Origin of the sequence: Marinifilum sp. D714 (assembly GCF_030851345.1) — a bacterium.
GTDB lineage: Bacteria > Bacteroidota > Bacteroidia > Bacteroidales > Marinifilaceae > Marinifilum.
This window is the reverse complement of record NZ_JALPNU010000002.1, coordinates 55,179-77,849: the sequence shown is the minus strand read 5'-3', so window position 1 is coordinate 77,849 and position 22,671 is coordinate 55,179. Positions and strand designations below refer to the sequence as shown.

At 35.0% G+C, this 22,671-nt stretch carries 21 protein-coding genes; 11 read left to right on the top strand and 10 right to left on the bottom strand.

Annotation, left to right across the window (positions count from 1 at the left end; all coding sequences use genetic code 11):
* Positions 1-155: 155 nt before the first annotated feature.
* The 3 genes from M0051_RS02205 to M0051_RS02195 form a co-directional block, all read right to left on the bottom strand.
* Positions 156-2,153, bottom strand: a complete 1,998-nt coding sequence (locus M0051_RS02205) for a cytochrome c biogenesis protein CcdA (RefSeq protein ID WP_306739896.1) — start codon at positions 2,151-2,153, stop codon at positions 156-158.
* A 120-nt stretch (positions 2,154-2,273) separates the two neighbouring features.
* A complete protein-coding gene (locus M0051_RS02200; protein WP_306739895.1) occupies positions 2,274-3,824 on the bottom strand; it encodes an Rne/Rng family ribonuclease in 1,551 nt (516 codons plus the stop codon).
* 248 nt (positions 3,825-4,072) lie between these two features.
* A complete protein-coding gene (locus M0051_RS02195; protein WP_054714163.1) occupies positions 4,073-4,357 on the bottom strand; it encodes an HU family DNA-binding protein in 285 nt (94 codons plus the stop codon).
* A gap of 150 nt (positions 4,358-4,507) precedes the next feature.
* On the opposite strand from M0051_RS02195, the gene mutY reads away from it, so the two are divergent.
* The 5 genes from mutY to M0051_RS02170 all read left to right on the top strand — a co-directional run bounded on the left by mutY (position 4,508) and on the right by M0051_RS02170 (position 8,679).
* Positions 4,508-5,557, top strand: a complete 1,050-nt coding sequence (gene mutY, locus M0051_RS02190; protein ID WP_306739894.1) for an A/G-specific adenine glycosylase — start codon at positions 4,508-4,510, stop codon at positions 5,555-5,557.
* Positions 5,558-5,633: 76 nt separating this feature from the next.
* Positions 5,634-6,059 carry a single-stranded DNA-binding protein gene (locus M0051_RS02185; RefSeq protein WP_120238592.1) on the top strand — a complete coding sequence of 142 codons (426 nt, stop codon included), beginning with the start codon at positions 5,634-5,636 and terminating at the stop codon, positions 6,057-6,059.
* Positions 6,060-6,184: 125 nt separating this feature from the next.
* Entirely contained in the window at positions 6,185-7,423 is a 1,239-nt protein-coding gene (gene gldE / locus M0051_RS02180; RefSeq protein WP_306739893.1) for a gliding motility-associated protein GldE, read from the top strand.
* A gap of 28 nt (positions 7,424-7,451) precedes the next feature.
* The gene (gene gldD, locus M0051_RS02175; RefSeq protein ID WP_306739892.1) at positions 7,452-8,036 is read left to right on the top strand and encodes a gliding motility lipoprotein GldD; all 585 of its coding nucleotides are present in this window, start codon (positions 7,452-7,454) and stop codon (positions 8,034-8,036) included.
* 13 nt (positions 8,037-8,049) lie between these two features.
* On the top strand, positions 8,050-8,679 hold the full coding sequence (locus M0051_RS02170) for a 4'-phosphopantetheinyl transferase superfamily protein (protein WP_306739891.1): 630 nt from the start codon (positions 8,050-8,052) through the stop codon (positions 8,677-8,679).
* Positions 8,680-8,969: 290 nt separating this feature from the next.
* On the opposite strand, the gene M0051_RS02165 is transcribed toward M0051_RS02170, so the two are convergent.
* The 4 genes from M0051_RS02165 to ychF form a co-directional block, all read right to left on the bottom strand.
* A complete protein-coding gene (locus M0051_RS02165) occupies positions 8,970-10,595 on the bottom strand; it encodes an alkaline phosphatase family protein (protein ID WP_306739890.1) in 1,626 nt (541 codons plus the stop codon).
* Positions 10,596-10,793: 198 nt separating this feature from the next.
* Complete coding sequence (locus M0051_RS02160; protein WP_306739888.1) at positions 10,794-11,144, bottom strand: DUF190 domain-containing protein; 351 nt, start codon at positions 11,142-11,144, stop codon at positions 10,794-10,796.
* A gap of 57 nt (positions 11,145-11,201) precedes the next feature.
* A complete protein-coding gene (crcB, locus tag M0051_RS02155; protein ID WP_306739887.1) occupies positions 11,202-11,579 on the bottom strand; it encodes a fluoride efflux transporter CrcB in 378 nt (125 codons plus the stop codon).
* Positions 11,580-11,738: 159 nt separating this feature from the next.
* On the bottom strand, positions 11,739-12,839 hold the full coding sequence (ychF, locus tag M0051_RS02150) for a redox-regulated ATPase YchF (protein ID WP_306739886.1): 1,101 nt from the start codon (positions 12,837-12,839) through the stop codon (positions 11,739-11,741).
* Between the two features lie 182 nt (positions 12,840-13,021).
* On the opposite strand from ychF, the gene M0051_RS02145 reads away from it, so the two are divergent.
* Positions 13,022-14,065 carry a transglutaminase domain-containing protein gene (locus M0051_RS02145; protein ID WP_306739885.1) on the top strand — a complete coding sequence of 348 codons (1,044 nt, stop codon included), beginning with the start codon at positions 13,022-13,024 and terminating at the stop codon, positions 14,063-14,065.
* Here M0051_RS02145 and M0051_RS02140 read toward each other — a convergent pair.
* Positions 14,049-14,852 carry a DUF4412 domain-containing protein gene (locus M0051_RS02140; protein ID WP_306739884.1) on the bottom strand — a complete coding sequence of 268 codons (804 nt, stop codon included), beginning with the start codon at positions 14,850-14,852 and terminating at the stop codon, positions 14,049-14,051. The two genes, M0051_RS02145 and M0051_RS02140, sit on opposite strands and share 17 nt — an antisense overlap.
* A 129-nt stretch (positions 14,853-14,981) precedes the next feature.
* Here M0051_RS02140 and M0051_RS02135 point away from each other — a divergent pair, with 129 nt between their 5' ends.
* From M0051_RS02135 to M0051_RS02115, 5 genes are all read left to right on the top strand, one after another.
* Positions 14,982-16,358: a VWA domain-containing protein gene (locus M0051_RS02135; RefSeq protein WP_306739883.1), complete on the top strand. Its 1,377-nt coding sequence runs from the start codon at positions 14,982-14,984 to the stop codon at positions 16,356-16,358.
* A 157-nt stretch (positions 16,359-16,515) separates the two neighbouring features.
* Entirely contained in the window at positions 16,516-18,579 is a 2,064-nt protein-coding gene (locus M0051_RS02130) for a transketolase (protein ID WP_306739882.1), read from the top strand.
* A gap of 162 nt (positions 18,580-18,741) precedes the next feature.
* On the top strand, positions 18,742-19,296 hold the full coding sequence (locus M0051_RS02125; RefSeq protein ID WP_306739881.1) for an RNA polymerase sigma factor: 555 nt from the start codon (positions 18,742-18,744) through the stop codon (positions 19,294-19,296).
* Between the two features lie 66 nt (positions 19,297-19,362).
* A complete protein-coding gene (locus tag M0051_RS02120; RefSeq protein WP_306739880.1) occupies positions 19,363-19,752 on the top strand; it encodes a hypothetical protein in 390 nt (129 codons plus the stop codon).
* Positions 19,753-19,762: 10 nt separating this feature from the next.
* On the top strand, positions 19,763-20,248 hold the full coding sequence (locus M0051_RS02115; protein ID WP_306739879.1) for a hypothetical protein: 486 nt from the start codon (positions 19,763-19,765) through the stop codon (positions 20,246-20,248).
* Positions 20,249-20,305: 57 nt separating this feature from the next.
* On the opposite strand, the gene hisS is transcribed toward M0051_RS02115, so the two are convergent.
* Positions 20,306-21,667, bottom strand: a complete 1,362-nt coding sequence (hisS, locus tag M0051_RS02110) for a histidine--tRNA ligase (RefSeq protein ID WP_306739878.1) — start codon at positions 21,665-21,667, stop codon at positions 20,306-20,308.
* Between the two features lie 658 nt (positions 21,668-22,325).
* The gene (locus tag M0051_RS02105) at positions 22,326-22,667 is read right to left on the bottom strand and encodes a hypothetical protein (RefSeq protein ID WP_306739877.1); all 342 of its coding nucleotides are present in this window, start codon (positions 22,665-22,667) and stop codon (positions 22,326-22,328) included.
* Positions 22,668-22,671 lie beyond the last annotated feature (4 nt).

Below are 22,671 nucleotides of genomic sequence, written 5' to 3'. Positions count from 1 at the left end.
TAAAGCGGCTTACCATTTTTTCGAAAGGCAAACTTTCAAAAATAGGAATTCTTTTTAAATGAGAGAACGGTTTAAACTTATAATGAGTATAAATACCAGGCAAATAAAAACCGGAACATATTGATGCTCCGGTTCTTCTTCATTCAATTCTTATTTCATCTTTTAGCAAACTCTTTTTTTCCATTCTCTAGAAACTCAAGGAATCTGTCTGCATTCAGGTCATATGCTCGTGGCTCTACCAGCGTATTTTCATCATGATCCAAAAGCACATAATAAGGTTGTGCATTTACACCGAATCTGGTAATCTGAAAATCGGCATATTTCTTACCCAATGTCTTTTTTACTTTTCCATCATAGGAGGAAGTTACCCAATCTTCTTCTGGCAATTTCTGCTTATCATCCACGTAAAGTGCAATAATCACATAATCCTCTCGAAGCACTTTTTGCACTCTGGCATCAGACCAAACATTGGCTTCCATTTCTCTACAGTTTACACAACCGTGTCCCGTAAAATCAATGAAAATAGGCTTATTTTGCTCCTTGGCACAAGCTAATCCTTGATCAAAATCAAAATAACCTTGTAAGCCATGTGGCAAGTGTAATTTATCAGCGTATTTGGGTGTTTCACAAATCTCACTTTTGGCATCTTTAAAACTAGCACCCGATTGATCACGTACTATGGCAGAGATATCAAAATCTTGTGTGGTTTGAGGAGGCAAATAACCTGAAATCGCCTTTAAAGGCGCTCCAAACATTCCTGGAATCATGTACACCACAAATGAAAATGAACAAATTGCCAACATTAATCTTGGCACCGATATGTATTTTAAATCACTATCATGACTAAATTTTAATTTACCCAAAAGGTAGAATCCCATTAAAGTGAAAATTACAATCCAGATTCCCAAATAAACTTCTCTATCTAAAATTCCCCAATGGTAAGTTTGATCGGCAATACTTAAAAATTTGAGACCTAAAGCAAGTTCTAAAAAGCCTAAAACCACCTTAACCGAATTCAACCATCCTCCAGATTTTGGGAGATTATTTAGCCATGAAGGGAAAATGGCAAATAAGGTAAATGGCAATGCAAATGCCAAGGAAAATCCAAACATCCCAACAATCGGCTCCAAAACTGCTCCTCCGGCCGATTGTACCAAAATAGAACCTACAATAGGTCCTGTACAAGAAAATGAGACCAGTACAAGTGTAAATGCCATAAAGAATGATCCAGCTAATCCTCCCTGGTCCTCTTTTGCTACCGATTTATTTACCAACCATGATGGTATTGTAATTTCGAACATTCCAAAAAACGAAAAGGCAAAAATGAAGAAAATAGCAAAGAAGATGACATTAGGAATCCAATGCGTACTCAACCAATTGGCAAAATCAGCTCCTAAAGTAATGGCTACAATGGTTCCAATAATGGTATAAATACCAATGATCGAAACTCCATAAAACACTGCATTAAAAATGGCTTTCTTTCTGTTCTCTGAACTATGCATAAAAAACGAAACCGTCATGGGAATCATTGGAAACACACATGGAGTAAGTAAAGCTATCAAACCAAAGGTAAAAGCAATGAAAAACAATGACCACAAGGAAGCGTATTCCTTTCTTGGATTTTTCATTGCATTAATTTTTTCCTTTTCTGCTTTTACAGGTGTTCCATCAACTCGACTTGATAGTGTACTACCCTCATTTATGACAAACTCAAAATCTGGAGTAAACAACACACATTCTCCTTCTCTACAGGTTTGATATTCCATCTCACCTGTAACAGTAAATTCATTATCGGATAAAACTTTGATTTTTTGCTTTAAGATTGCTTCATGCTCAAAATATTCGATATCCATTTCGAATATTTCGTCGAAAGTTTTTTTGGCTTTGGTAATTTCTTGTACTTCTCCAATGCGTTCATAATTATCCGATTCTTCGAAAGTAAAGCTCAATCGAACCGGTCCTCCATCTTCGAAATGTTGTGAATACAAATGCCAATCCTGATCTATTTGTGCTTTAAAGACAAGATTAAGTTCCGTGTCACTTAATTTTTCAGTAGTAAATTCCCAGGAAACAGTTTCTATAATTTGTGCTTGTGTGCTTAAGAAACCGGTAAGGAGTATTCCCAGAAGTAAGGTGAGAATTTTTTGCTTCATATGGTTTAGTTTTTTTACTATAATGCATATAAAATTAGCATTATAAGCAAATTACACAAAACCATATTATCCTCTTAACAGTTATTTAAGAGGATTTTGCAATATGTATTTACAGAATGATTATAGTTCGATTTCCTGATTATTGTCATCGAAAATCTTAAATCCCAATAAATCGTATGAAGGAATTTCTTTTACCGCCAATTTAATCCCAAGCTTCGATTGCCATTCGCGGCGTAATGTCTTCCAGAATCCTTTATTGATATATGCTGCAACAAACGGATGAACTTTTAGTGTTAGTTTCTTTTCGCCGCTATCAGCAACTGATTTTAGTTTTTCTTCAATCTGATCGGTTAATAATACAGCTGGTGATATTTTTCCTGAACCAAGACATGTAGGACAAGTTTCCTGTATCTCAATGTTCATTTCAGGGCGAACACGCTGACGTGTAATCTGCATCAAACCAAACTTACTCAAAGGTAAGATATTGTGTTTGGTTCTGTCCAGTCCCATTACCTCTTTCATACGTTCGAAAACCTTTTGGCGATTCTCAGCTGAATGCATATCAATAAAATCGACAACTATAATTCCACCCATATCGCGAAGGCGAAGCTGACGAGCAATTTCATCTGCTGCAGCAAGGTTCACCTCAACAGCATTTGTTTCCTGATCGTTTCCTGCTTTCGAACGGTTTCCACTATTCACGTCAATAACATGGAAAGCTTCGGTATGTTCAATAATAAGGTAAGCTCCGTTTTTAAACGAAACAGTTTTCCCGAATGAAGATTTGATTTGCTTATCAACACCCAATTGGTCAAAAATCGGCATATCACCTGTAACATGCTTTACAATTTTTGATTTTTCAGGTGCGATACCTGCTATGTAGTTTTTAATATCCTTGGCAGCACTTGCATCATTTACATAGATATTTTCGAACGATGAATTCAATATATCACGCAAAATTGCAGTGGTTCTGTCCATTTCGCCTAAAACTAGTTTAGGAGGTTGCATATCTCTAATATGCTGGAAACTTCCTTCCCATTTTTCCACCAAAGATCGAAGTTCCTGATCCAATTCAGCAACACGTTTTCCTTCAGCAACAGTTCTAACAATAACCCCATAGTTTTTAGGCTTTATGCTTTGAAGTAGCTGACGCAAACGACTTTTCTCTTCTGTTGATTTGATTTTCTGAGAAATAGAAACTTTATCAGAAAAAGGAATCAGAACAATATTTCGTCCTGCAATGGATATTTCCGAGCAAAGTCTCGGTCCTTTTGTAGAAATTGGTTCCTTGGCAACCTGTACCAGAATGTACTGCCCCGATTTAAGAACATCGGACATTTTACCATTCTTATCGATATCCTGCTCCAATCTCATTTTAGAGATGGACAGATTACGACCTTTTCGTGCCAAGGCCTGTTGTAAGAATTTGTTTAGTGAACGAAATTGATGTCCAAGGTCCAGATAATGCAAAAATGCATCTTTCTCATACCCAACATCAACAAATGCAGCATTTAACCCAGGCATAATCTTCTTTACCTTTCCCAAATATATGTCTCCTACCGCAAATTGAAGATTACTTTTTTCTCTGGTTAACTCAACCAATTGTTTGTTGCTAAGTAGAGCAATTACAATTTCATTAGGGTTTACATCAATTACAAGTTCGTTACTCACTATTTAAATTCTTCTTATTTTTATTAAAGGTAATCAGTTCTTACAAATAGATAAACCTAAAGTACTAAAAAGTTCTTTAGGTTTATTTATTTTGTTCTTACAAACAAGCTATAAGAAAATTATTTCTTCTTCTTATGACGGTTTTTTCTTAGTCTTTTCTTACGCTTGTGCGTAGCCATCTTATGTCTTTTTCTTTTCTTTCCGCTAGGCATAACTTCGAATTATTTAATGAATTTAAAAATCTAAAACTACTTTACGTTAGTTTTCACTTTACTTACGAAAGTTTTCGCAGGCTTGAAAGCTGGAATAAAGTGTTCAGGGATTATAATTGTAGTGTTTTTAGAAATGTTTCTTGCAGTTTTCTCTGCTCTTTTCTTAACGATAAAACTTCCGAAACCTCTCAAATACACATTCTTTCCTTTTACCAATGAACCTTTAATAGTATCCATGAAAGCTTCTACAGTTTTTTGAACTGTAATTTTCTCAATTCCTGTGTTTTTAGAAATCTCGTTAACAATATCTGCTTTAGTCATCTCTTAAAAAATCTTTAATTATCAATTATTTACAACATCATTTCCTCAAATCAGATTGCAAATATATAAGATTTCCAGTTATTAACGAAATCGAAAACAAATATTTTTACGCATTTTTGAAAAAAATTAAATCATACATTTTTTTTCGAGATGCTTAATAACCAAATCATAAACTGGTATTGCGAGAACAAACGCGACCTTCCTTGGCGAAATACGAAGGATCCATATCTAATATGGATTTCTGAAATCATGTTACAACAAACCCGAGTTGTCACAGCAATTGACTATTATTACAAATTTACAAAAAGGTTTCCAACTGTAACAGATTTAGCATTAGCTGATGAGCAAGAAGTTTTAAATTTATGGCAAGGATTAGGATATTATTCACGAGCCAGGAACTTACATTTTGCAGCAAAAACAATTCATACCACATATAAAGGTGTATTTCCGAGTACTTATAAAGAAATTCTTGCCTTAAAAGGTATTGGCACATACACTGCAGCTGCAATCTCATCTTTCGCGTTCAATTTACCTTATGCGGCAATAGACGGTAATGTTTATAGAGTGCTTTCAAGATTGTTTGGCATAGAAACTCCAATTGATAGCAGTGAAGGGAAAAAGTTATTTCAAAATGTTGCTACTGAAACTATGGGAAATGCAAGGCCTGAAGTATACAATCAAGCGATAATTGAATTTGGTGCATTACAATGTACGCCAAAGTCACCCAATTGTAGCATTTGTCCTCTTCATTCTAATTGTTTTGCATACAAATCTAACATGGTAGATCAATTGCCTGTAAAGAGCAAACAAATTAAGCCGAAGAATCGATATTTCTACTATTTGTTCCTATCTTGTTCAGATCGTTTTGCCATTGAAAAAAGAGAGGGAAAAGATATTTGGAAAAACATGTATCAATATCCCCTAATCGAAAGTAATGCTGAACTTTCAACTGTACAATTATTACAATCGGACCAATGGAATGAAATTTTTGATTCTTCCAATTTGGTAATACAATCAATTAGTGATAATATCGTGCACAAATTAACGCATCAAAATATCAATACCAGATTCATCCATATTGATATTGATGCCGAGGAAATCAAAAATTTTAAAAGGTTTATTTTTGTAAATAAAAAGGAATCGGAAAAATACCCTTTCCCTAAATTGATTAATAATCACATTTTAAAATGTGTTATTTAAAATAAGCCCTAAATATGTTATGATACAACATAAAAGTTTGTAACTTTAAACTATTGCTAACTAAAAATTTAAACATATGTCAGTAAACAAAGTAATTCTAGTAGGAAATGTAGGAAAAGATCCTGAAGTAAAATACTTCGACAATGATGTAAGTGTTTGTAATTTTCCTTTGGCGACAAGCGAAACTTATACCAAAAATGGTGAAAAAGTTACCCAAACTGAATGGCATAACATTGTTCTTTGGCGCGGATTGGCAAAAGTTGCTGAAAACTACGTAAAAAAAGGTATGCAATTGTATATTGAAGGTAGCTTAAGAACCAGATCTTGGGAAGATCAGGATGGAAATAAAAAATACATCACAGAAGTTATGGCTTCGAACATGCAAATGTTGGGTAGAAAAGGTGATAACGAAGCTGCTCCACAGGCAAGTTCTGAAATGACTCAGCCAACAGCTGCTGCCGATACTTCTGTTGAGGAAGAAACTGATGATCTTCCATTCTAAATTACAAGAGTGTTAACTAACTTGAGAAAAAATTGGAAACAGACAGTTTTTCAACACTATTTTTAAACAATTCTGATATTGTTTTTCACACTTTAGATATAGGTACCATTATAAGTTTACTTGTAATGGTACTTCTTTTATTTTGCTCCGCTTTGATTTCAGGATCCGAAGTTGCTTTGTTCTCACTATCACCTCAACAAATTAGTGATATCGAAGCTGAAGAAAATCAAAAAAATAGAAGATTATTAAAGCTTTTAAGAATGCCAGAGGAGCTGCTGGCAACCATTCTGATTGGGAATAACTTTGTAAATGTTGGAATTGTTATACTTTCTAGCTTTATTACCAATTCGATAGTAGATTTCTCCAATGCTCCAACCATTGGATTTTTGGTTCAGGTGGTAATTATTACTTTCCTGTTATTACTTTTTGGTGAAATCATTCCAAAAGTTTACGCCACGCAAACTTCAGTTAGATTTTCAAAATTCATGGCTTTTCCCTTGTTCTATATGGAAAAGATTTTCAGACCCATGTCGGTAATTCTAATTAAATCCACTTCGATTGTTAACAAACGAATTTCCAAAAGGCAAAATATTTCCATGGGTGATTTATCACAGGCACTTGAATTGACTGCGGATGAAATCACTGAAGAAATGGAAATTCTGGAAGGGATTGTAAATTTTGGAAACATTAATGTAGTGGAGATTATGAAATCGCGTGTTGATGTTGTTGCCATTGACGTAAGAACTGGTTTTGGGAAACTAAAATCGATTCTAATCGATTCTGGATATTCCAGAATTCCTGTGTACGATGGAACTTTCGATAACGTGCGTGGTATTTTGTATGTGAAAGACCTGTTGCCTCACCACCATAAACCAAACACTTTTCGTTGGCAATCTATAATCAGGCCACCATTTTATGTACCTGAAACCAAAAAGATCAACGATTTGTTGGAAGAATTCCAGACTCAGAAAAACCACATGGCCATTGTTGTTGATGAATATGGGGGTACATCCGGAATTATTACCATGGAAGATATCCTGGAAGAAATTATTGGAGACATTACCGATGAGTCGGATGAAGAAAAGGAAACTTATACACTTGAAAAAGATGGCACTTACCTGTTCGAAGGAAAAACTCTGCTTAACGATTTCTTTAAAATAACTGAAATAGATTCTGATTTATTTGAAGATATTAAAGGTGACGCAGATACATTGGCGGGTCTTCTACTGGAAATGAAAGGTGAAATTCCTCAAAAGAAAGAAGAATTCTCACACCAGAATTTCAAATTTATTGTAGAAGCAGTAGACAATAGACGAATCAAGAAAATTCGTTTTCTGCCTCCTAAAGTGAAATTAGCCAAATAAAATACATTACATCTGAATACAGTACAAAATGAAGTTAACTCAGTTCGTTTCATACATTCTTATTGCCTTTCTTACACTTGGTTTTATATCCTGTAAAGAGAAATATACGCCAAAACCTAAAGGCTATTTTCGTATTGATTTGCCAGAAAAACAGTATGAAAACTGGAGCAATAATTACCCATACAGTTTCGATAAATTGTCGATTGCCAATGTGAGCATAGACAATACTAAAGGGGCCGAAAAATATTGGTTAAATATTCAGTATCCCGATTACAAGGCTACCATTCATTTAAGCTATAAAAGTGTAGATGGAAATGTTGATGAGTACCTTGAGGATTCGCGAAAAATGGCATACAAACACAGTATTAAAGCTGATGCCATTGGTGAGCAAGCATTCCTAAACCATGATAAAAACGTTTATGCTCTAATTTATCGAATCAAAGGAAATGCTGCCTCATCGGTACAATTTGTTGCAACCGATAGTACCAAGCATTTTTTGCGCGGTGCTCTCTACTTTAAAGAACATCCAAACCAAGATTCTTTGGCTCCGGTAATTCAGTATATCGATAAAGATATGGTGAAGTTGATTGAAAGCTTAAAGTGGACAAAATAATTTTCTGAAACGAATGCCTCTTTTTAAACACCTAAATATTAGCGAGGATTGTAATCTATACATCTGGAAAATTGATGAAGAGGTAGATTACTTCAAAAATCAAGTTGATTTAAGCGATAAAGAAGTTGAAAAATTCAATTGCTTTGGCAGCGAATCGAGGAAAAAAGAGTATTTGGCTACCCGATTGCTGGTTCAGAAATACATTTCTTCTGATTTAAGAATTGAAAACAACGAACATGGAAAACCGATTTTAGTTGGTTCCGATTTAAATATTAGCGTAAGCCATACCAAAAACTTTGCTGCCATATTCATATGCAAGCATTCCACGCCTGCCTTGGATATGGAATATCTATCTGATAGGGTTCATCGAATTGCAAAGCGATTTCTTTCAGAATCGGAACTGGAAAATGTTTCAGATCAAAATCGAACCTTCCACCTATACCAACATTGGTGCGCAAAAGAATGTCTAATTAAATTCTATGGCAAAAAGGATGTGCATTTGATTGATGAGTTGAAGATTCATCCTTTTTCACCCAATCAAGATACATTCACAGGGGAAGTTTGTCGTGATGATTTTTCTGAATCTTATACTTTCCAATACATCCAGTTTGATGAATATTTGCTGGTTTATTCTTTAAAATAAAATCATTACTAAATAGGTAAAACCTGAAGCATATTTTAATCAATGTCAGTATAGGCAAAGCTTAAAAAATCGACTTTTTGAACGATGCCTGTTTAGGTAATGCCAAAAAAATTGAATTTTAACCCAATGCCTGTTTAGGCAAGGCTCAAAATATTGAATTTTGACCGATGCCCGTTTAGGTAAAGCCCAAAAAAATGACTTGTTGACCAATACCAGTTTAGGTAAAGCTCAAAAAATTGACTTTTGACTGATGCCTATTTAAGCATGAACAAATCGCAACTGATAACTGCCTACTGTGTTAACTCCTCAATTGGATTACCATCGCAGCCTGCAGGGATCGAAATATTCAAGAAATTAGAAATTGTTGGAACGATATCTTCTACATAAACAGTGCGAGAAACTGTACCGCGTTTGATTTTCCATCCATACCAAAACAATGGAACCTGATTGGTGTAGCTGTATTGAGCAATTTCATCTCTCTCATCCTTCGTCTTGTGCATCCAACCTGGTTCAAGGGTAATTAATACATCACCTGATCGTTTTTGATTGAACGAACGCTGCACTTTCTGCATCACCCCATGCGTATAGTTTGCAGTAATTAAACTGCTGGCTGGAATGGTACTGGCCACACCAGTAAACTGAATCAAGAAGTTGGCAGCTTTTAACTGCATCTCCTCCAAGGATAGTTTCGAATCTTCAATCAACTGATGATTTAAATAAACCTGCTGTGAATCGTATCCCAAAATCCAATCTCCACTACCATACAAAACATTCAAGTATGATTTTAGTAAAGCCATTGCGTTATAGGAACTAAAATATCCGTTGGGAATATTTTGCGCTTTTAAATTTTCAGGCGTGTAGTTTGCCGATTGATCTGCAGTTAGGAACACAAGCACATTTTCCAAGCCAATCTGCTCATCAAGGAAATTCAGAAAGTGTTCTATTTCTCTATCTAATCTGATAAAGTTATCAATCATTTCGGCAGAAAAAGGAGAAAGTTCCCTGTGTTTGTAACCCAAACATGAAAAAGTTACGGCTAAAAAATCGGTATCATCATCGCGCCCTAAATTTTCATTTATTATAGCAGAAATGGCAAAATCTTTTACCAACATGTTTCCAAACGGAGTTGCCTTGATGGCTTTGTATCCGTAAGTTCTTTTTTCTTTATTCAAATCGTAATAGAAATCAGAAGAAAGTCCAACCTTACCTAAAATTTTTTCTGAAATTCCTGGTTTATCCTGTCCATCAAATGGCTTCCAGATACGATCCATATAGAAATCGGCAAAATTCTTATTATTGAACTCACTTACCCAATTGTAAAGAGTATCCTGATAGTGAGAAGATGTAACAAACTTTCCTGACAAATCATCCATCCAGTAGGCTCCATCGGCTCCATGTCCTGCAGAAAACAATGCAGATTCGGGATTTAAACCAACTCCAATTACCCTGGAGTGATGATTGAATAACTTGATTTCATCGCCAACGGTTGGTGCCAATAAGTTTTTAGGAGATTTTCCTTTTTCTTCCGTTTCAATGCCAACAATTTTAGCTGCCTCATCATCTTTTGCCAGGTTTAATTCACCTGATAACCGATCGTACCAACCATGTGAAATTACTCCATGATAAGATGGTGGCGTTCCGGTAAATATGGTTGCATGATCGGGACCTGTTTGTGAATACAAATAGCTAAACTTCGCATTTTTACAGTAGGTTCCCTGATTCATTAAACGCTTAAACCCTTTTTCACCAATCAGGTTTGAAAATCGGAAATAATAATCAGGACGCAAATGATCTACTACGATTCCCACAACCAGTTTAGGTTGTTCAGAAGGAATTTTGCGTGTTCGTTGTGCGTGAGCTAATGATAGATTGGCAATAAAAAATATCAGTAATATAAATCCGATTCGTTTGTTCATCCTTAATAAGTGTTGATGTTATACCCATTAGTTGCTAGATCTACTCACCTATTTCGCTAAGCTCATAACCGTGTATTAGCAATCTATCGGCATGATCTCCATTTGTATATTAACAACTAAAATGGTATCAAAAAATTGTCCGCAACAAATATAATGGATTCACTCTGATTTATGGAACTGTTGTGCAGTATTGCACTATTATTTAGATTGAGCCTGATATCGGATCACATCAACCTGCCCCATGGTTATCAATCCTCCACCTCCTGATTTCTCGATTAACAGTTCCAGGATATGAAGAAATCCTTCTACTTTCTCGGTGGAGTCAACAATCTCAACAATTATAGGCAAATCATCGGCAAGTGCAAATATTTTAGAGGTGTGAATTCTTGAACTGGCTCCGAAAGACATGATTCCACGGTGAACCGTAACACCAGCCATACCGTACTTTTTGGCTCCATAAACAATGGCTTCATACAAAGGACGCTGGTAAACCCTATCGGCTTCTCCAATAAATACTCGAAGTAATTTTGCTTTTCCTTTTAGTTTCATCGCTTCAGATATGAGATGCCAGATCGTAGAACTGGTAATCTCATTCTAAAATCTGAACTAAAACAATTTATGAATCTGGGTACCTAAATATACTGCCAACAAACCAAGAAAAACACTTCCCCCCAGATACATAGAAAGATACAAAAATCCACTGTCTTTTAAAAGATTCAATTTATCGAATGCAAAAGATGAGAATGTGGTAAAGCCCCCACAAAAACCTACGGCAAGAAACATCCTGATTTCAGGACTGATTAAATTATCGCGCTCGGCAAGGGAGTATACAACTCCGATGATAAAACTACCTACAATGTTAATTGTCATGGTACCAATAGGAAAAACGGTATCGAAAAATCGGTGCAGTGCCTGACCAACTAAAAAACGAGAAATACTTCCCAAAAACCCTCCCATGCCAATTAGCAATAGTGTACGTAACATCTTAAATCAATTAATAATGAATAATTAGCCATGAATCAGATAAATTCACTTTCCGTGGCAAAGATACTGTTATTGTTTGAAATTATTTATACTTCGTAACTATGCAAAAAAATGGCCACTCAAAACTGAATGGCCATCTTGTATATTGTTTGAAGTAAATTATACATTAAAACGGAAGTGCATGATATCACCATCCTGAACAATGTATTCTTTACCTTCTACATTCATTTTTCCTGCTTCTTTACAAGCATTTTCAGAACCAAGTTCTACGTAATCGCTGTACTTAATTACCTCAGCTCTAATAAAACCTTTCTCAAAATCGGTATGAATAACACCTGCAGCTTGTGGAGCTTTTGCACCTTTCGGATAGGTCCATGCTCGAACTTCTTTTACCCCTGCGGTAAAGTAAGTTTCCAGGTTCAATAATTTGTATGCAGTCTTAATCAACTTGTTCACTCCTGGTTCTTCAAGACCTAAATCTTCAAGAAACATTTGCTTCTCTTCGTAAGTTTCCAATTCTGAAATATCTGCTTCAATAGCAGCACCAATCAACAAAATTTCGGCATTCTCGTCTTTTATAGCTTCTTTTACTGCATCAACATGTTTGTTACCTGTTTTTACCGCAGCCTCATCAACATTACAAACGTAAAGAATTGGCTTGGTTGTAAGCAAGTAAAGATCTTTTGTTACTTCTTCTTCCGATTCAGTCAACTCTACTGTTCTTGCCGATTTACCTTGCTCCAAAGCTTCTTTGTAACGGTTTAAAACCTCAACTAATTTTTTAGCTTTAGGATCTTTTCCTGTTTGAGCAATTTTTGCAGATTTCTGAAGACGAGCTTCAACTGTTTCCAAATCTTTCAGTTGCAACTCAGTGTCGATCGTTTCTTTATCGCGAACTGGATCAATATTACCATCCACGTGTGTAATATTATCGTTATCGAAACAACGCAATACATGAATAATAGCATCAGTTTCACGAATGTTGGAAAGGAATTTATTTCCCAAACCTTCACCTTTGCTCGCACCTTTTACCAAACCTGCAATGTCAACAATCTCAACGGTTGCTGGCTGCACTCTTTCAGGATTAACCAAATCTGAAAGTTTAATCAATCTATCATCAGGTACTGTAATTACTCCCACATTTGGTTCAATTGTACAAAATGGAAAGTTAGCCGATTGAGCTTTTGCATTCGATAAACAATTAAACAAAGTCGATTTACCCACGTTTGGTAATCCTACAATTCCGCACTGTAATGCCATGGCAATTCTATATTATTTTGATTTGCTTTTAATTCTATTTTTAAAAATCTGTGCAAAAGTACATTTAAATTTCCGATGTGCCAATTTTCCTTTTTTATCTGCTAAAAAATTGTTAATCGATTAAAAAGAATCTTACGATATGAACTATTTAACTTATATTTTACTAGTTTTATATCACAACTATGAATCGAAAATTAATAGTCATATTACTTCTGTCATTTATTTCTCTTGCATCGATAAATGCTCAGGAGTCTCGAAATATTAAATTTGGTCAAATCGACAGGCATGTTAGAAAAACGCCTGATAGTGTCGCCAATAACATTATAAACCTTCACAACTATTTAGTCGAACCAATCACAAATCAAACTGAAGCCGTTAGAGCTTTCTATTTCTGGATTATTAAAAACATCAAATACAAAAATCAAGTTGAGCTATTGTATGATCCCCAAGTCCTATTCTATTTTGGTTCAAACAATTGCTCCTCTCCAGTTTGTGTTCTAAAACGAAGAATAGCTGTATGCGAAGGATTTTCGCGTTTATTTCAATATTTCTGCGATCAGTCAGGAATTGAATGCTATTCGATTAGTGGGTATATTACTAAAAATGGAGCATTGCAAGATCGTGCCACTCATGCATGGAATGTAGCCAAAGTTGATGGAGTTTGGTTGTGTTTCGATTTAAGTTGGGCCAATGCGATTATAGAACATACAGGAATAAAAAGCCAGGCCGATGAATTTTTTATGGCACTTCCGGAAGAATTTATTAATACACATTTGCCATTAATACCAATGTGGCAATTTTTAAAAAATCCTGTTCCATTGGAGGTATTCAATGCTGGTGAGGAAGCAATTATCAAACATTTGAATGAAACACCTGAAAACTATAATTTTACTGACAGCATTTTGGAATATAACAAACTAACGAATGCCAAACGAAGATTAAAAACTGCAAATGAAATTTATCGTGTCAACCCAGCTAATAAATTTAATTTGGCAATGGAATATTACCGATTTGCAAGAATTATTTTAAACTACGAGGGAGATATTGATGCATTACAATATTATTACTTTATTAAAGCAAGAAAAAAACTAACAAAAGCCATTGAATTATTTAGCGCTTCAACCGATATCTCTTCCAAAATTATGAGATTACAGAGTATGGATAATTTGAGAATTATAGAGCGGATTATTGATCAAGAAAGTGAGAATTTTATCTTTTTGGATTGATTAAGATACTTAATTCAACCTTTTCATACCTTTTATCAACCTCAAAAATAGAATCTGAAAGTTTCTTTTTAATCAACTGTTTCACTTCGGTTTCTGTAATGGAGTTGCCACCATACATTATTATTTTCATTGGAAAACCATTTTCAATCAGATCCATAAACGATTCCAAATGCAGATACAATTTGGATTCTGTATGTTGCAGTAAACTTGCCATATAATCATTGTATAAATCCAAATTCAGATCGTAATTAATGTAATTCTTTAGGTTCTCAGCAATCCAAACTTCTTCTACTATTTTATTATTTTGCTTTATTAAGTATTTTCTTGAAGCAAATCCAGCAATCGAACTGTAGTTAGGCGTTTTCTTTATCTCTCTTAAAGTTTGCTGTTCATTTTGTTTGCCAGATATTTCTTCTATAATTTTTTTTACATTTCTCAATTCTTGTTTTGTCAAACTTTTCTCAAAATAATTATTTCTGGCAATCAAATGAATATCAGAATTCAACTTAAAATCCAATAAACATTTATTAAATTCCTTAATGCTGCCTCTCCAGTACCTTTTCTTCCTTGTATCCAAAAAACTTAGCTCACCTTTCGAGAAAATTATTGAATTGTTCTCAGTAACAACTTTAAATTTGTCCTTGTTCAAATAGTAAATATTCCTAAACTCTGTTCCATTCTTATTGATATTCATTTTTACGATCAAGCCATCGTTTCTTGAAAAGAAAATTACAACTCCAATCAAACAAAAAAGAAAAAGTAAAGTATACAATAACAATTTATTCATATGATATTAATAGTAGTACAATTACAACATTATCAAATTTAAAAATAAATATTGATAAATATTGCTTCTTTATATTTAATTGATTAAATGGTTTCGTATTTTTGTCAAGTAAATTATTAATATTTTGTTTTGAAACGATATACCCACATTCTCATCGCCCTGTTATCTATAATTTTTGCCAGTACATCATTTGCGCAAAACCAAGTTTCCCAAGCTGAAGAAAAAACAAGAATTCTTTTCATTTTCGATGCCTCGCAAAGCATGAATGGCTATTGGGAAAAATCAAAAAAAATAGATATTGCTCGAAAATTCTTAATCAGAATGGTAGACAGCCTGGAATGCGAAAGTAATGTTGAAATGGCATTAAGGGTATATGGTCATCAAAGTCCAGTTCCACCTCAGGATTGTAATGACACCAAGCTTGAAGTTCCATTCTTACCAAATAATGCCGGGAAAATCAGGCAAACTTTACGATATCTTATTCCAAAAGGAACAACTCCAATTGCTCATTCATTGGAATTGGCTACCAATGACTTTCCAGTTACAAAAGGTGGAATTCGTAATGTGGTAATTTTAATTACCGATGGCGTAGAAGCTTGTGATGGAGATCCTTGTGAAGTATCGGACAAACTGCAAAAAGCGGATATCATTCTAAAACCTTTTATTATTGGGATTGGACTAGATGTAAATTTCAAAAGTAGTTTTGAATGTATCGGAAACTATTTACAAGTTGAACATGAAGAAAAATTTGGCGGTACATTAGAATATGTAATGTCTCAAGTTTTAAATAAAACATCTGCCCAGGTAAATTTGATAGATGCCAATGGTTCTCCAACAGAAACTGATGTTGCGATGACTTTCTACAACAAAGTTTCCGGAAAGGTGCGCTATCAATTTATGCACACTCTTAATACAAAAGGAAATCCGGATACTTTATATATTGATCCTCTTTTAACCTACAATATTACCATCCACACTACTCCAGAACTTCACAAGGATAGTGTTATCATTCAACCAGGAAAACATACCAAAATTGGATTTGATGCTCCACAAGGATTTTTAAAAATTGAATCGAACCGAACTAACATGTATAAGGATTTACAAACTCTTGTTAAAATCGATACCCAGATTATAAACACACAAAAAGTAAATCAAAGAATTAAATACATAACAGGTAAGTATAATTTAGAAATTCTTACTCTTCCAAGAATTACAATTCCGAATGTAAAGATTTCCCAAAGTACCACAACTAATATTAAAATTCCTCAACCAGGTTTGGCTACCATTTTTAAACCATCAAGCGGACCATGTAGTCTTTTTGTACAACGTGAAGGTAAACTGGAGTGGATTTATGACATTGATGATAAAAAGCTAAGAGAAACCTTAACCTTGCAACCTGGTGTTTATCATGTAATCTACAGAAACAAAAATGCTTCACTATCTCAAAACTCCAGAAAAACAAGCTTTGAGATATTTTCGGGAAAATCAAGATCGGTAAGATTCTAAACATATTGATTTACAGTTTTATAAAATATCTTACTTTTCTCTAAGTATCTATTATTTAGATGAGATTCGCTCATGCAGGATAACATTTTTGTATATCTTTGCACCCATTAATAAAACCTTACCAAGTTTTTATCATTAAAATCTCATTTAATTTCAAATGGATCTAAAAGAAATGAACAACCAAGTGGATCTTACAGTAACTGACAAGGCATCGGATAATATCCGTATTCTGGCAGCTGCTATGGTAGAAAAAGCAAAATCTGGTCACCCTGGAGGTGCCATGGGCGGTGCTGATTTTGTAAACGTACTTTACTCCGAATTTTTAAACTTCGACCCAACTGATAAACTATGGATTAATCGTGATAGATTTTTCCTAGATCCGGGTCATATGTCTCCAATGTTATATTCTATTCTTGCATTAGTAGGAAATTATAGCATGGATGATTTGAAAAACTTCAGACAATGGGGTTCTCTAACTCCGGGTCACCCTGAAGTAGATTTCGAAAGAGGTGTTGAAAATACTTCTGGTCCATTAGGACAAGGTCATACAATGGCTGTTGGAGCAGCAATTGCGGAGCGTTTCTTAGCGGCTCGATTCGGTGATTGGATGTCTCACAAAACTTATGCTTTCATTTCTGATGGTGGTATTCAGGAAGAAATTGCACAAGGTGCTGGTAGAATTGCAGGAACTCTAGGTTTAAGTAACCTGATCATGTTCTACGATTCTAACAACATTCAGCTTTCAACTAAAGTTGAAGAAGTTACAACCGAAGATACAGCTAAAAAATACGAAGCTTGGGGATGGAACGTAATTACCATTGATGGTAACAACGCTTCTGAAATTCGCGTAGCTTTACTTGCTGCTAACAACGAAACTGACCGTCCTACTCTTATTATTGGTGAAACCTTAATGGGTAAAGGTGCTGTTGATGCTGAAGGTGCTAGCTTTGAAAATATGGTATCAACTCACGGTCAGCCATTAGGTGCTGCTGGTGCTTCTCTAGATAAAACCATCGAAAACTTAGGTGGTAATCCAGAGAATCCATTCCAGATTTTCCCTGAAGTTGAAGAATACTACAAAGAAGTTCTTAAAAAGAAACAAGAATATGCTGCAGCTAAAAAAGCTGAACAAGCTGAATGGGCAAAAGCAAATCCAGAATTGGCTGCTAAATTGGAAAAATTCTTTAGTGGTGATGCTCCAGAAATCGATTATGCTGCAATTGTACAGAAATCAGGTGCTGCAACTCGTGCTGCTTCTTCTGCTGTATTAGCTGAATTGGCAAGAAATGTTGACAACATGATCGTTTCATCTGCCGATTTGAGTAACTCAGATAAAACTGATGGATTCTTAAAGGAGACGAAAGCAATTGTTAAAGGTGATTTCTCTGGTGCATTCTTGCAAGCCGGTGTTGCAGAATTAACAATGGCTGCAGTTTGCAACGGTATTGCATTACACGGTGGTGTTACTGCTGCTTGCGGTACATTCTTCGTATTCTCTGATTATATGAAGCCTGCAGTTCGTTTATCTGCTCTTATGGAAGTTCCTGTGAAGTACATCTGGACTCACGATGCTTTCCGCGTAGGTGAAGATGGACCAACTCACCAGCCAATCGAGCAAGAAGCTCAAATTCGTTTACTTGAGCAATTGAAAAATCACTCAGGTGAAATGAGTTTATTAGCTCTTCGTCCTGCTGATGTTGATGAAGCTACCGTTGCCTGGAAAATGGCTATGGAGAACACAAAAACTCCAACTGCTTTGATCTTATCTCGTCAGAACATTAAAGATCTTCCTGCTGCAAGCGGAAACAGATACGAGGAAGCTTTGGCTGCCGAAAAAGGTGCTTACATTGTTGAAAAACCAGAATCTACTCCTGATGTTATTCTATTGGCTAGTGGTTCTGAGGTTTCTACTTTAGTTGCTGGTGCTGAAATTTTGAAAGCTGACAAAGGATTGAAAGTACAAATCGTTTCAGTTCCTTCAGAAGGTTTGTTCAGACAACAATCCGAAGAATATCAAAACGAAGTAATTCCTGCTGGAATTCCAGTTCTTGGTTTAACTGCTGGCTTGCCTGTTACTCTTCAAGGATTGGTTGGCGCTAACGGTAAAGCTGTTGGTTTAGATCATTTTGGTTACTCAGCTCCTGCTGGAGTTCTTGATGAGAAATTTGGTTACACTGCTGAAAATGTTGTGAAAGAGGTTGAAGCTCTTCTTCAAAAGTAATTCACAATTCAAGATATGAATCCGGAATCAAATTGATTCCGGATTTTTTTTGCCATATCATTTAAACCTTTTCAAAAGAATTAGGTCTTACCTTTCGTGATACAGTTGCAAATGGCTACTTTTATCATGCATTATCAGGTTATAGCTTTAATTAAACAATAGATGAATCAAATAACTGACGAAGAGATATTACAACTTTTTCAGGATAAGAAAACTCAAAGTGAAGCATTTTCCCTTTTGGTAAAGAAATATCAGGAAAGATTGTACTGGCAAATCAGGAAAATTGTATTGTCGCACGATGATGCAGATGATATTTTGCAGAACACTTTCGTGAAAATTTGGAAAGGCTTGCTTAACTTTAGGTACGATGCAAAACTTTTTACCTGGATGTACAGAATTGCAACCAACGAATCGTTAACATTTCTGAAAGACAAGCAACGAAGAAGCATTGCATTTGCCAATAAAGATGTGGAAGATATGCTGATTGCAAATTTGGAAGCAGATGAATATTTTGATGGAGGTCAGGCACAAGTTGAGTTGCAAAAGGCAATATTACAACTGCCCGAAAAACAACGCCTGGTATTTAATATGAAGTATTTTGATGAAATGAAGTATGAAGATATGTCGGAAATTCTTGAAACTTCGGTTGGAGCATTAAAAGCTTCCTATCATCATGCAGTAAAGAAAATTGAATCTCTGTTAAAGCTTGAATGTTAGCAATATCATTGCGGAAATAGCCATTAAACCAAATTGAATTTTGACAGTCTAAAAAATATACGAATCATGAATAATCTGTCGGATATGAAAAAAGATCAACCATTTAAAGTTCCTGAAAATTATTTCGAGAACCTAAGTGATCGAATTAATGAAAGAATAGAACAGGAAGAGAATCCAAAGGAAAAGAATTTGATTCAAATTCTGAAACCATATATGTGGATGGCTGCTAGTGTACTTGCATTTGTGCTTATAGCCAAATTGATTTTGACCACTGCAGTTCCTACTGATTTTCAAAATCAACCAATTTCACAGATAGAGGACAGCAGTGCAGTGAATACAGAGAATGTTGAATCTGATTTCTTCTTTGACAGCATGTCTGAAACTACTTCGGATGAAATTATTGAGTATCTTTCGGATTACGATATCGCAACCGATGAATTATTGGCGAACTTATAATTATTGAAATATGAACCGATTAATCCTATCAATATCTATATTACTGACATTTTGTTTGTCAGCTAATGCGCAACATGGTAAAGGAAAAGGTGAAGGCCATGGAAGAATGCACAAGGAAATTCAAGCGCAAAAAGTATCATTCATTACGCAAAGACTGGAATTAACTCCTGAGGAAGCACAATTGTTCTGGCCTGTTTACAATGAATTGGAAAGTAAAAAAGAACAACTTAGACAGGAAGGAAGAATATTGTTTCACAAAATCAGAAATGGTTTGGATAATCTTCAGGAGAAAGAACTGGTTAAAATTAGTGATGATATGATCGAATATCGAATTAAAGATGCGCAATTGATTAAGGAATATCATGAGAAGTTTAAAAAGATACTTCCAATAAAAAAGGTCTTGGAACTTTATCATACCGAGAAAAAATTCCAGAGTATGTTACTTCGAAAGATAAAAGAAAAAGGCCGTCATATGGGACGGCGCGAAAGAAATTAAGAAATATAAAAAAGGGCTGTCAACTGACAGCCCTTATATATTTTTAGCCTTATAAGATTAGGCCAACTTTTCAATCAATTGTTCTGGAGTTAATTTTTCCTGATCGCCAGTTTCCATATTCTTCAAGCTCACAACTCCTTCTTCCATTTCGGTCTCTCCTACCATAATCACATAAGGGATATTTTTATTGTTGGCATAAGTCATTTGCTTCTTCATTTTCTGCGATGCCGGATAAATCTCAGCATTAATTCCATTCGCTCTCAATTTTGATAAAATCGGTAGGCAGAATAGCTCCTCTTTTTCACCAAAATTGATGAATAAAACTTTGGTAGTTGCTGCAGTTTCTTCAGGGAATTTATTCATTTGCTCCAATACATCGTAAATACGATCGGCACCAAATGAAATACCCACACCCGAAACATCTTTTAATCCGAAAATACCAGTTAAATCGTCGTAACGACCACCACCAGTAATACTACCGAACTCCATGTCTTTCGATTTTACTTCGAAAATAGCTCCGGTGTAATAGTTCAATCCTCTGGCAAGCGTTAAATCCAACTCAACTTCGGTTTCTACATTTAAGCTATCAAGGTAGTTGAATACTGTTTCCAATTCCTCAATACCTTTCATTCCAACTTCCGAATCAGCTAAAAGTTCTTTTAATTTTGTTGCTTTTTCGGCATTGGTTCCCGATAACAAAATAATTGGTTGCAAAGTTTCTATTGCTTTCGCAGATACTCCTTTTTCTGCCAATTCCTTATTTACATTCTCCAAACCAATTTTGTCAAGCTTATCGATAGCAACAGTGATATCGATAATTTTTTCAGCCTCACCAATAATCTCAGCAATACCTGCTAAAATCTTACGGTTGTTTAATTTCACAACCACATTTAGCTGCAATCTGCGATAAACTTCATCAACAATTTGGATCAACTCCACCTCGTTCAAAAGTGAATTACTACCAATTACATCAACATCGCACTGATAAAATTCACGGTAACGTCCTTTTTGTGGACGATCGGCTCTCCATACCGGCTGAATTTGGTATCTCTTAAAAGGGAAACTGATATCGTTGCGATGCTGCACAACGTAACGCGCAAATGGTACGGTTAGATCGTAACGCAGACCTTTTTCACTAATCTTAGTAGTTAGCTTAACCGAATTACGCTCTTGCAATTGTTCATCACGCACTTTCGAGATAAAATCACCCGAATTCAATACTTTAAAAAGTAATTTATCCCCTTCTTCTCCATATTTTCCCATTAGAGTTGAAAGATTTTCCATTGATGGAGTTTCAATCGGCATAAATCCATACAATTGAAAAACCTCTTTAATGGTATCGAAAATGTAATTTCTCTTCACCATTTCAACAGGTGAAAAATCTCTCGTTCCTTTAGGAATAGACGGTTTTTGAGCCATTTCTTATTCTTTATTTTGGTTTTTTATCAGATCTACAAAAATATACATTATTTCGATAGTAGCATGGTTAGAGCACTATCCAAATTAAATTAGTATTAAAATTAAATACTGATTCACAATTGATCGAACAGACTCTGCTCGATACTATTGAATAATTTCTTCTCCAGCAATTGTCTTTCTAATAAGTAAGCACAACATGTGATCTTACCTAGGGTTTAGATGACATAAACATGGAAAAAGTTGAAGTGAACATGGAAAAGTATGATCCAAACACAGGAAAAACTCACCTGGACGCAGGTAAATGTAATATCTACCCTAATTTTTGAGATGTTTTCATAGAAATAGCTGTCATTTTCATGGGAAAATGTAATGTCAGCCCATCAAAAATAGACAAAAAAATGGGTAAATGTGATTCCCACGCACGTCAAGCTCATCTTTTCCTACGTTTGGGTCAAGTAAACGTACGTTCGGTTCAAATAAACCTACATCAGAATCAAATCTACCTAGGAGTGGATCTCATCTTTGCGCATAAATGGGCTAGCTACCTATGAATGTTTCTCATTCTTCTACCATAACAAGAAGCCTTTATCAATAGATGTAACAAGCTTTGAACATGATTAACATACTTAAATAGAATCAGGATTGGATTAAATCCTAATTAGGCCGGACGTCTATTTATTCTTTTTAGGATATTGGAGAAAAAATCAATCAACAAACCCAATATAAATGGATAGTACCATTCCTGTAAATTCAAAATCAGCAATAGTATGATTGATATCAGAAACAATACATTTACCGTAAGCTTGAGGTATTCAAAAAGTTTCCATTCTGATAATTCTTTAAAGAACAAGAGAAATACCTGTACGCCAGAATAGCAAAGAATACCTGCTGAAAACATCCAATCGCCGTAGGAAAGGTTCTTAAATAATCGGTAACCACCAACAAAAATTAAGACAACCCCTAAAAAGTAGATTGTCTTGTATAATGAGAAAGATTTCATTTTT